Consider the following 13014-nt stretch of genomic DNA (forward strand, 5'->3'; position numbering starts at 1 on the left):
TTCAAAGAAAATCTATGAGGATACAAATCTACTAAGTCGGTACTAGATATTCAAGTATCTGAATTTTTGTCAAAACTTCAGAGTATTGAACATGTATAGTACGTACTGTAAAATAAAGGTGTTAGGTATAATCAATACTTATGTTCAATAGTAAGTGCAAACTGGTGTAAAGAGGTGGTTTATATGAAATATGGCTACGCGAGGGTAAGTACAACCCATCAGGATTTAGAAGTACAGCTGCAACAATTAGAAAAGGAAAACTGCGATCAAATTTTTTCTGAAAAATATACTGGTACAAATAAAAAGCGGGAAGAATTTCAAAATTTAATTAATCTCTTGCAAGAAGGAGACACATTGGTGGTTACAAAATTAGACCGCTTTGCTCGAAGTACACAAGATGCTCTAGAAATCATTAAAGATTTATTTAATAGGAATATTAAGGTCCATGTACTAAATATGGGCATTATTGAAAATACACCAACCGGTCGTCTAATTTTTACGATTTTTTCAGCCTTTGCTGAGTTTGAAAGAGATATGATTGTAGAACGAACCCAAGAAGGAAAAATGTTGGCCAAGCAGAATCCTGATTTCCGAGAGGGAAGGCCCAAAAAATTTTCAAGGCAGCAAATTAATCATGCCTTATCATTACTAGAAAATCATTCATATAAGCAAGTTGAAGATATGACAGGTATTTCAGTATCTACGCTTGTACGAGCTAACAAGAAAAAAAGGGCAGAGAAAATTATTGAAAAGGAACTTATCTAAAAAGTACTATTGTACAGGTGTAAACAAATTTAATATAAACAAGTTAAGAAGTGAGAACTTCCGCTTGATTTGCTTATTAAATAATAAGTCAATTCATGTAAAATGCAAATGATAGATACGATTTACCGAGTGATTTTGAAGCGAGGGATTTTTAATGGAATATTCAGCTGGTTTTACGAGCGAAGGATGGTTCCAACAGGAAATTGAATATGTTTTAGACCAACTTCACAAAGGTTTTAGCCGCAAAGAAACAAGAAACAAAGTAATTGAGGATAATGTTTTCTTGTTAAGAAGTGAATCGGCGATTAGTAAAAGGTTTCAAATCGTTTATCGCAGAGCAAAGACATTATATCCAACATTATCTGATTACTATTTTAATGGCACCAATGCTGATCAAAAAGTACTGTTATTATATAGCTTCCTTAAATGTTATCGATATGCTTACGAAAATTTCTATGAATTGATTGTTTATCGATATCAACATAAGAATGGAACTTTAAAGGTTTCAGATATGAGTTTTTACATGGAAGAAAAGGAACAACAATCAGAGAAAATCGCAAATTGGCATATAGCTACAAAACAGAAAATCAATAGTACACTTCTATTATTTTACAGAGAAAGTGGTATGATTGAATTATTGGAAGATGAGTATAAAGTCTCTCCTTTACATGTGAGTCAAGCTCTTAAACAGTATGCTGAAGAACAGGACACTTTGTTAAAAGCATTAATAACATTAAAGGCAGGTGGTTAAGAGTGACCATATATAAACGATTAGAACAATTGGAAGAACGTATAAATGAAGAAGGTTTTACGACACCAAAAGGGATTGGCAGTGAAATTCCACATTTTGTTTTTGATTATCCGGCTGAAGATGAATTAACAGTACGTACATATGTTGAAGGATTATTAAAAAGAACTTCATTAAATATAAAAGAAATCAATCTTTTTGAATTCCTTATTAGCTTATTTGAAGATGATTTAGAAGAACTAATCACTATTGCTGAAGAAGAAGGCTATGTGGAGCTTTCTCAAGCTATTCAAACTGTTTTAGAAGATCAAGATTTGTTGGTGAACGCATTCATTGAAAAAGCGAATAACGTGGAATTGATTTTTATAACAGGTGTAGGAACAGTACATCCATTTATTCGCTCAAGTCATTTACTTAAAAAACTATCTAACCATGCATTTAGAACACCGCTTATATTATTTTATCCGGGTTATTTTTCAGGAGTAGATTTACGTCTATTTAACAAATTCCGACATGAAGATGAATACCAAATTACAAGGATTTCATAAGGAGTAGGAACAATGATTATTAAAGAGATTTTTGAGAAGAAAATTGACCGACCAATAAATGGTGTTGTGCAAGCAGGTCAAATTGATGAAAAAACAATACAAACAGAATTAGAAGAATACGTTGTAACAACAGAAATCTTAGATAGCTTAAAAGGATTTTATAAAAATTATGAGAAGGCGTATTCAACACCAACGAAAAATGTGGGTGTGTGGATTTCTGGTTTCTTCGGTTCCGGTAAATCACATTTCCTTAAAATTTTATCTTACTTATTGGACGGTAAAGAAGCCGGGGGAAAAACTCCATTTGAATACTTTAAAGATAAAGTTTCTAATACCGCACTTTTAGATGCAATGTCTCGGATAGAATCTAAACCTTCAGATGCATTGTTATTTAATGTAGGATCTGAAGCTGGTGCTAGCGCAGCACGTGGAACGAAAGAAAGTATAATCGAAATTATCTTACGTATTTTTAATGAACATTTAGGTTATTCAAATACTCTGTGGGTAGCAGATTTTGAACGACAATTGGCAAGTGACCAAAAATACGATGCTCTCTGTTCGAAAATTGAAGAATTGTATAACGAAAAATGGCAAGATTTCCGTACAAAATTCCGCTTGAGATATGCAAAAATTATTGCTGCACTTTGTGAAATTGGCTATGAACAAGAAACAGCGGATTTCTTAGTAAAATCAGCACAAAAGGAATTTTCGATTTCAGCGGTTCAGTTAGGGGAGCTTGTTGCACAATATTGTAAATCTAAAGGCTCTGACTATCGCTTAATCTTTTTAATTGATGAAGTTGGTCAATATATCGGTACAGACAATAACCTTATGCTTGATTTACAAAACGCTGTTGAAGAAATTGGTGCTGCTACAATGGGACAAGCATGGATTGCTGTTACTTCTCAGGAAAAAATTAAAGACGTTTCTAATATGAACGCAGCCAATACAAAAGACTTCTCGAAAATTCAAGGAAGATTTGAAACACGAATTAATTTATCGAGTTCAGATACAGACGAAGTTTTAAAACGCCGATTATTAGAAAAGACAGAAACTGCGTCGAAAACATTAGAGTCCATTTTTGAACCGAATGAGCAATTAATTCGTAATCGTCTTTCTTTTGATAAAGATCGAACACAATATCGCTCAGGCTATCGTTCAACAAATGAGTTTGTTGAAACATATCCATTTGTACCATATCAAGTGGATTTATTGCAAGCTGTTTTAGAGAAAATTGGTATACACGGTGAAGGAAGTTCCTACGCTTCAAGAGGGGAACGTTCTTTATTAAAAGCTTTCCAAGAAGCAGCGATTTATAATGGCCAAGAAGAGTTAGGCAATTTAGTAACGATGGCGGAGTTTTATCCAACGATTCGTCAACATTTAGAATCAGCTATCGTACAGACGATTTCGAGAGCTGAAAACCGCGCAAAAAATACGGAAGGTCTTGTTGAATATGATGTTGATGTATTAAAAGTATTGTATTTGATTAAAGGAATAGACCACATTAAAGCAACACCCAATAATATTTCAACACTTTTATTAGAAAGTATTCAGTCTGAAAAAAATGAACTTGTAATTAAAGAATCGTTAAACCGTTTAGAGCAAACGATGTTTATTGAAAAGCACGCAGACGGTACGTATTCATTCTTATCAGATGAAGAGCAAGAAATAAATAAAGAAATTCGTAACGTTGATGTTAATGCTATCAAAATTAAAGAAAAATTAGGCGATACATTTTTTGAAAAAATGTATCCAAACGCTAAATATAACTATCAAAAGGGAATGCTTTTTGATTACAATAAACGTTTTGATAATTACGCAAAAACAAATATGAAATATCCGTTAACAATGCAAGTCATTACGGGTGGGTTAACCCCTACAGAAGCTGCTTTACAGGCAATAGAAGGGCAAATGGTTATTTATCTAAATGAGGAATTAATTGCCGAGGCGGAAGAAGCCATTCGTATATCTGAACAAATTAAGCGTTATGTGCATTTAAAACGTAATCCAAGTACAACACAGGCGCAACATCGTATTTATGACGCGAAAATGGACAGTATTGGTGACTACGAGATAAAGGCAGAAGAATTATTGCGAAAAGCTTGTGAAGAAGCAACAATCTTCATTCAAATGCAGGAGCGTACATTCCGAGGAAATTTTGAAAAGCAAGTATCAGACGCCTTTGATATGTTAATCCAAAACACTTATAAGTATTTGGAATACATTGATGAACCAATTCAAATGAAAACATTCAAAGAACAATGGAGAAACCTAGCTGAGAAAGGTATTTCAAATGATTTACTCGGTGAAACAGGTAATGTAAAAGCTTATAACGAAGTATTACGCTATTTAGATGAACTTATTCGTATGCATCAGAAACCATCGTTAAAGGATTTTATTGATAAATATAATCAGGTCCCTTATGGCTGGAGTGACTACGATACAATTGGCATTGTCCTAGCTTTAATGCAGTCCGGTAAAGTAAAGTTAATGATTGCAGATGAACACTTTACACCAACGACTTCACCTCAATTTTATGAAAAACTTGCTCGAACAACCGAGCGAGATAAAATACGTGTGATTCCCGAAATTGAAGTGGATCCAAAAGTGCGTCGAGGTTTCATTGGATTGTATAAAGATCTTTTTGGACGAATGGATATTGGGGATTCTTATCAAGAGTTCGCGAATGCAATTCAAACTGCAGTTAAGAATTATCTTATCCAACCATTAGAGGCAATTGATGACCGTCGAAAGAAAACTATATCTTCTGAGTTCGCTTATCCTGAAGGAGCAAAAATTAGTTCTTTAAAAATTGATATTCTCCGATTAACACAAATTCGGGAACCTGAACAACTTGTAAAGGCATTTATTGATGCGGAGGATGATTTATACGATTGGCAAGATGCGATTGAACAGTTAGTTGGTTTCTATCTAAAAGCACCAATTGAACGGTTTGATGAAGCAGTATCGTTTTTAAATAAAGCTCAAAATGATTTACGTTATACTCAATCACAAAAGGTAAACCTGTTAAAGAAAAACATTACCGACATTTTAACCAAAGCATCACCATATAATGAAATTCCGCAATTGCCTAGTTTAATTGAAAAACTTGATCAAGCAATTCGAGAAGAAGTAACAGAGCAAAAACAAGGTCTTGCAAGTCAAATTACACAATTAGAGAAAAAGATAGATGATTTAAAAGATTATTATTCAAATAATGAAATCATTACAGAATTAATAAATGATAAAATGCAGAACTTCAAAATGTTACAACATGAAATTTTAAATAGTAATAGCTTAATCACGATACAAATGAACTTGACGAAACTACGAACAGTAACAGAAACAATCCAAGATGAAGCAAAACGGAAAGAAAAAGAATTACTACAATTAAAACCGCCAACTCCAGACACATCTGTTACGGTTGTCCGTGAAAAAGGAACAAAAATTATTTCTTCAAGCGAATTAAAAAGCATGATTTCACATACAAGCATCGAAACACAATCTGACTTAGATGCTGTACTTGCGGAGTTACGAACACAGTTATTAAAAGAACTAAAAGAAAATACATTAAAATTTGAATTATAGGCATTGGAAGGGGCTTTCCCTTCCATTGTTGTAATGAGGTGGAAAAAGTGAATAAAGCGGAATTGAAAAACTTTGCCATTCAATCACGTCGTCAACTAATCGATCAAGTAAAAACAAAGGCACTAATGTACGGTATTGATGAAAAGAATGGTTTAGAAACTCAAGAACAATTTGGGCAATTAATGATTAATGATAAGCCATATCCTCTTTATATGGAACCAGCATTTAACTCATTAAAAAATCAGCTTAAACAAAAAGGTTATAAGCAGTTAGTTGAAGAGGTTGCCTATACATGGTTTAACCGTATAATTGCCATTCGTTATATGGAAGTACATGATTACTTACCTGAAAAAGTAAATGTGTTGTCAAGTAGTGTAGGACGAGTAGATCCTGATATTTTATTTGAATATGAAACAATGGATTTACCAATAAAACAAGAAGAAATTCGTGAATTATTAGATGCAGGGAATACAGAAGGTGCATATCGCAAGCTATTTATTGCACAATGTAATGCATTAAACACTATTTTGCCATTCTTATTTGAACAAATTCAAGATTATACAGAGCTTTTACTGCCAGACTTTTTACTAGATGCAGAATCAGTCATTAAGGTACTTGTTCAAAATGATGAATTAACGAATAGTTTTGAAGAAATAGAAGTGATTGGTTGGTTGTATCAATATTATATTGCAGAAGAAAAGGACCGAGTATTTGCGCAAAAAAGCAAATATAAAAAAGAGGAAATTCCTTTTGCAACACAACTCTTTACACCAAAATGGATAGTACAGTATATGGTACAGAACTCACTAGGACGCTACTGGACCGAAGCACATCGAGAAGATGAAGATTTAATTAGTAATTGGGAATATTTCATTAAACATGATGAAGAGGACTTCCATGAGAAAATTGCTCCATATGTGAATAAAGAGTTAAGAGTAGAGGATATTAAGCTGCTTGATCCAGCAATGGGAAGTGGACATATTTTAGTCTATGCGTTTGAAGTATTCCATCAGATTTATGAAAAGTGTGGATATCCAGAACGTGAAATTCCACGATTAATCATAGAAAACAATTTATATGGATTAGACATTGATGACCGAGCATATCAGTTAGCCGCATTTGCAGTAGTGATGAAAGCGGCATCCTATTCGCGTCGTTTTTTTAGAAGTATTGAACGAGAAGGTATTAAGTTAAACTTAGCATCGATTCAAGAAACGAATCATATTTCAGATAGTGTGATTGCGTATATTGCTCAGGAAGAAAAGGGAGAGCGATATAACCAAGTAAAAGCATTCTTTAACCAATATCACAATGCAAAAACATATGGTTCATTAATCAATATTTCAGAACGAGATTTTACATTTTTTGTGGAACGGTTAGAACATATTCAAAATAACCCTGTAGAAGATTTATTTTTTGCAGAGCAGCATGAAATTGTAAATGAAGTTATGCCAGCATTAATTCAGCAAACGAAAATTATGCGGGATGAATATGATGTTGTAGTGATGAATCCTCCTTATATGGGATCAAGAAAAATGGATAAAAATTTAGCTGATTTTCTTGAGAATAAATACCCAAAAGCAAAACATGATTTATTTGCCGCTTTTATGGAGATTACATTTTATCTAAAATCTAGAGGGTTTTATGCGTCTATCAATCAACATTCATGGATGTTTTTACCTAGTTTCGAATCTTTGAGAAATAAATATCTGTATACATTTACGTTGGATACGATGTTACATTTGGGACCGAACGCCTTTGAAGAAATTAATGGTGAAGTTGTTCAATCCACAGTTTTTGTTCATAGAAATTATAATGATATAAAATTCGAGAGTTTATTTTATGATTTAACGGTGGGAAATGCCTATGAGAAAAATATAAAGTTTAAATCTATTCGCAATACAACAAATGTATTTTCTTATTTTCAGAATGATTTCTTGGATTTTCCCGGTAGTATTTTTGCTTATTGGGCAGATCATGAAATCAGAAATATTTTTAAAGTCTATGATTCTATAGGGGATATTTCCAAACCGAGACAAGGCATGTCTTCATCTAATAATGATTTGTTTTTAAGACAATGGTTTGAAGTAACAATTGAAAAAATGGGGATTGGAATTACTTCTGGTGAAGAAGTAAAGAACCTTAATATAAAATGGATTCCGTATAATAAAGGTGGCACTTATCGAAAGTGGTATGGTAATCAAGACTATGTTATCAATTGGGAAAACGATGGGGCTGAAGTTAAAAACTATGCCGCTCAATTATATAATTCTTATACAAGGACTATTAAGAATATAAAGTTTTATTTTAAAGAAGGAATTACGTGGTCAAGAATAAGTACATCTAATTTTGGTTTGAGATATACTCCACCGGGATTTATTTTTAGTGACGCTGGTATGATGTTATTTGCAGAAGAGAAAGAAAGTTTATTGGTACTCCTAGGATATTTAAATTCTAATATAGCGGATTATTTTTTAAATATATTAAATCCTACAATTGCTATACAAAGTGGATCTGTTTCTTTATTACCTTCTCCAATTATTGACCAAACTTTAATTGAGCTAATTTTACCTTTAGTAAATGAGAATATAAGCATTACTAAGGATGATTGGGATTCAAAGGAAATTTCTTGGGAATTTAAAAAGCATTTTATAAAAAAATATGAGGCTAAAAGTATCTCTGATGCTTATTGTAAATATGTTGAGGAATGGAATAAGTATATAGTCAAATTAGAGAGTAATGAAAACAAGATTGATGAAGTTTTCTATAGACATTTTAATTTACCTGAAACAGTCAAAGGTTATTTAAGAGAAAATAAGGTTACTGTCGAAGTAATTGATTTGATGAATACTTCAAAATCTTTCATTTCTTACTTTATTGGCATCCTTGTTGGTAGATATTCATTAGATGTCGAAGGATTAGCTTTTGCGGGTGGTAACTGGGATGATAAAAAGTATATTTCAATTAAGCCTAATTCATATGGATTGGTTCATTTCACTGAATCAGCTTATTTTGAAAATGATATTATCTTGCGTTTACGTAACTTTCTTGCAGTTGCTTTTTCTCCAGATACAGTAGACGAAAATATGCAATGGTTGGCAGAAGCACTTGGGATGAAAAAAGGTGAAGATGCTGAAGCTCGTTTACGACGTTATTTCATGGATGAATTCTTTGAAGATCATTGTAAGGTGTATCAAAAACGTCCGATTTATTGGTTAGTGGATTCTGGTAAGTATAAAGGATTTCGTACATTAATTTATATGCATCGTTATCAACCAGACATAATAGCAACGATTCGTTTCGAGCATTTGCAGGAAATTCAAGCTAAGTATCAAAATGAAATTACAGATTTAGAAAACCGATTAGTGAACCCAAACTTATCAGCAAGTGAGAAGAAAAAGCTAACAGCAGAAAAAACTTCTTTTGAAAAGAAAATGGATGAATTACGAGAGTTTGATAAACGTCTAGCTGAGATAGCTAACGAAGAAATTGAAATTGATCTAGACGATGGTGTGAAAGTGAACTATGAGAAGTTCTATCGTGGTGGCAAAGGTGTATTAGCGAAGATAAAATAAATCATGGCCTTCTTACTTTGGTAAGGAGGCTTGTTTCATATTAAGGTATAATTAAAATTATTAGTAAATATTCATAATGAGGTGACACAATGAATGTCATTGAACTGTTAAAAGAGCGAATAGAGGACGAGTTATATAAAAAAAATAAGCCGCGTACGGTTATTTTTTGGTATGACGAGCAAGGAGAATATACTGTTTCTGATTTAGAAGAAACATTAGCAGAGCAACCGATTCAAATCCGCCAATTAACACGTAATAATTTCTTTACGCTTAAATTAGAAATCGAGTTGGAAAAGAAAAAGAATTCTTTTTTATTATATGCTGATTTTGCAAAACCAGCGATAGAAGACAACTTTTTGCTGGATATGGAGCTTTACGGTACAGAGTTTAAAGCTGATACTAATGCTTTACTTGCAGAACAGTTGCAAGTAAGTGATGCCATTTTAAGACCTTTAATTAAGAAATATGGAGACTTTTTTAAAAGTACAGAGCGTAAAAATAAATTAAAAAGAGTCATAGCACCCAATGCCACGGATCGTGAAATCGAGTATGCAATGTTAGCAGTGCTAACCGGCGCACCGGTTGCGAATATGGAAGAAATTACTCGTCATTTATTGGTTCGCGGATTACAAGAAGATTCAAATGAAGCGTATAAAGCTATATCAAAACGCTTTAGCACGAAACGTATGTGGGAGCTTCTCACGGAATACTTTGGTTTACATTCTAATGATTTGACATTGCAGTATTTAATGGAACATGTCCTGTATGCGCATTTCAAACGTCATGCACAATTTGAAGAACAGTCATTACAAAAGAAATATGAAACAACACGCGGCAATGCATGTGCTTTATTTATTGATGACTGGCTACATACAAAAGAAAGCGAAGTAGAAGTCTTAGAGACCTATATGAAGGAAATCGAACAAAGATTTTCGATTATTGATGTGTTACACGAACGGCCAATCGAGCAATTTGCTGACATTTCAACTTTCCCGATAATTGATCATTTATTGATAAATAGACTAACAGCAGAACTTCTTCATCAAACATCCAATTTTGATGCTTGGGAAGAAATTTTGAATAAACGTTCAAAAATGAATTGGGCTAAACGAAACGAACGAATCCGAAGTTTGTTAAATGTAATGAAAGATGCAGTTGATTTATCAAAGTATAAAATGTTCTTGAAACAATATGATACTCGTGAGCCTTTATACGTCCAATATACAAGTCAACTTTACTTAATTGATCAAGCATATAGACGCTTTATGACGGGGTTTTTACAATTAGAAAATAAAGAAGTGCTAGAAAAACTAGCTGAGCAATTAACAAATTGGTATGAAAATAAATATTTATTGAAAATTGCTCAAGAGACTAATTATCTTTTAGAAACTTCAGAAGTAGGAAAATTACCTAAACAGGCTAAGTTTTATAAAGAAGTTTTACAGCCGATTCTTGAGAAAGAATCAACACGCGTATTTGTGATAATTTCAGATGCAGTACGATATGAGGTAGGAGAAGAATTAGTTTCTCGGTTAAATTTACGTTCGAATGGAGTTGCCTCTATCAGTCCGTTGGTTGCAAATATGCCAACGTATACACAATTAGGTATGGCATCTTTATTACCCCATAAAGTGTTATCGATTAATGAAAATGGAACTGTATTAGCAGATGACCAACCTACAAATGGATTAGCAAATCGTACTAAAATTCTACAAGCAGCTCATCCAAAAGCAGTTGCCTATCGTTTAACAGATTTTTTAGATTGGTCAAGAGAGACAGCAGATCAAAATTTTAAAGGAAAGCGTCTCGTTTATTTATATCATGATGTAGTGGATGCAACAGGTGATTCTGCAAAATCCGAACGTGCTACTTATATGGCTGCGGAACGTGCAATAAAAGAATTATCAATTGCTGTTGATCAATTATCTAAATGGCAAGCAAAAAGAATTTTTATAACAGCAGATCACGGATTCCTTTATCAGTATCCAAGAATTGAAAATGATATTAAAGTAGTGAGTGTTAAAGGTGAAATTATTGATTCGAATCGTCGCTTTGTTGTAGGTCATAATCTACTAATAGATGATGGAGCTATTAATGTGCCAGATGATTTTTCAACATTAGAAGGTGTTGAAAAAGTGATTGCTAAAGGCATAAACCGTTTTATTGGTGGTGGAGGATTACAGTTTGTACACGGCGGTGCAACACCTCAAGAAGTAATAATACCACTAATTGATTATCGTCGTACTTCACAAGCGGTTCCTGTTGAAATCAGTGTAGCTATGCCAAAACGTGTAATTACAGGTTTCCGTATCCAAGTGCCAATTTATCAAGAACAAAGTATTTCACTGGAATATAAGGCGCGTACAATTCGGGCTGCATTTTACCTTAATGATGAGCGAATTTCAAATGAAATTGAATGGACATTTGATATGGTGGGAGAAAACCATGAACGTACGGAGCAACTAACATTTAATCTTGTAGAAAACTATTATCCAACAGGGAAAACTTGCGAGCTGAGAATGCTAACAGTAGAGGATGACAAAGTCACACCATATCGCGAGACAGAATTTACGATTCATATGTATAATGCGCTTTACTGAAAGATATGGCTCTTTAATCTCAGAATAAAGAGCCATATCACATTAGGTCCTAAAACCTGTTACTCTAAAATCATCTCCAGAAATCTCTGAAGAAATCATATCTATAAATTGATAAATAGATTTATTGATAAATTCAGTCAATAACCAACCACAAGATTTTTCTAAATGTTTAGCTAGTCTGTTAGGGTCGTACCTAGACATTTCACTCAAACAGTGCATTGCAGAAAAAGTTAAAGATAAAGTATTACGATCAATTATCCCCTGTATGTCTTTTCGTTTTATATACCAGAGTTGATTTGGACTATAAATATATCTGAAACGTTTTCTTTGATTTGAGTAATATTTATTGAAACTTTCTAGACTCTTTGAAGTAGGTTTATTTCGAGGTGCTACCCAATCAAACTTTTTATTTAAGCGAATTGTATAAAACTGTTCTTGAGAATAAAATTTATCGATGCTGAATCCTGTTTTAAACTTTGCAAATTCCCTTTGGTTTGAATATTGTTCTTCTAATTGTGCCTCTAACCATCCTTGTTTTGCATTTTTATCAAAAACAAATCTAGGATTAGAGATTGGTACAAAAAGCTCTGCTTGTCCAAAAGTAAGTATATATGCCCTATGTATGTACTCTTAATTATAGAGTATTTCCTTTAAATTATATGTTTCTGGTGTACTACCAATTGTTTTAATAGGTTCTTTTAAATAATTACATAAACCTGATAAGACCCCTTTAGGATGCAATTTAATATATTCATTTTGGATGACAATTTGACCATTTTTGACCTCACCAGAGACTCCATGTTTAGTATCAAAATTGATACCTTTAAATGTTAAGAGAGCTTTTGTAGCATTTAAAAAGCAATAATACGAAGTAAGAGGTTTGGATAGTATATCTAAATTTTTAGTAGCCTCATAAAAGTTTTCAGCTTGTTTCCAATAATTTAACGCAATTTGATTTTTTGAAGTTTGCTTCCCTTTTTTTAAAAAGAGTTCAATATACCTCCAAGTAGAATCAGTTAATACCGTTTTGTTTGTGAAGTTAGGATTGATAATTGCTTTTCGTAATGCAATTTCATGTTTTTTAATTTTTATACTAGGACGTATGCTTTCTATCATATAAACCCCCAAATTGTGACATATAACGCTTATAATATAACATAAATGTGGATAAATGAATTTATATCAAG

Annotated in this window: 6 protein-coding genes and 1 pseudogene; 6 read left to right on the top strand and 1 reads right to left on the bottom strand. The window is 32.8% G+C overall.

What is annotated here, in order from left to right; genetic code table 11:
- The first annotated feature begins 183 nt into the window (after positions 1 to 183).
- The 6 genes from H0185_RS18220 (at position 184) to pglZ (ending at position 11827) form a co-directional block, all read left to right on the top strand.
- Positions 184 to 765 (top strand): recombinase family protein, encoded by a 582-nt coding sequence (locus tag H0185_RS18220; RefSeq protein WP_221874918.1) that lies wholly within the window; start codon positions 184 to 186, stop codon positions 763 to 765.
- A 154-nt stretch (positions 766 to 919) separates the two neighbouring features.
- Positions 920 to 1516, top strand: a complete 597-nt coding sequence (locus H0185_RS18225) for a BrxA family protein (protein WP_221874919.1) — start codon at positions 920 to 922, stop codon at positions 1514 to 1516.
- A gap of 2 nt (positions 1517 to 1518) precedes the next feature.
- A complete protein-coding gene (locus H0185_RS18230) occupies positions 1519 to 2061 on the top strand; it encodes a BREX protein BrxB domain-containing protein (protein WP_221874920.1) in 543 nt (180 codons plus the stop codon).
- Between the two features lie 12 nt (positions 2062 to 2073).
- Entirely contained in the window at positions 2074 to 5652 is a 3579-nt protein-coding gene (brxC, locus tag H0185_RS18235) for a BREX system P-loop protein BrxC (RefSeq protein ID WP_221874921.1), read from the top strand.
- Positions 5653 to 5699: 47 nt separating this feature from the next.
- Positions 5700 to 9227 carry a BREX-1 system adenine-specific DNA-methyltransferase PglX gene (gene pglX / locus H0185_RS18240; protein WP_221874922.1) on the top strand — a complete coding sequence of 1176 codons (3528 nt, stop codon included), beginning with the start codon at positions 5700 to 5702 and terminating at the stop codon, positions 9225 to 9227.
- 89 nt (positions 9228 to 9316) lie between these two features.
- Positions 9317 to 11827 carry a BREX-1 system phosphatase PglZ type A gene (gene pglZ / locus H0185_RS18245; RefSeq protein WP_221874923.1) on the top strand — a complete coding sequence of 837 codons (2511 nt, stop codon included), beginning with the start codon at positions 9317 to 9319 and terminating at the stop codon, positions 11825 to 11827.
- A 42-nt stretch (positions 11828 to 11869) separates the two neighbouring features.
- Here the strand turns inward: pglZ and H0185_RS24090 are convergent.
- Positions 11870 to 12943, bottom strand: a pseudogene (locus H0185_RS24090) (YaaC family protein).
- Positions 12944 to 13014 lie beyond the last annotated feature (71 nt).

The organism is Mesobacillus maritimus, from assembly GCF_019749255.1.
GTDB lineage: Bacteria > Bacillota > Bacilli > Bacillales > Cytobacillaceae > Mesobacillus_B > Mesobacillus_B maritimus_A.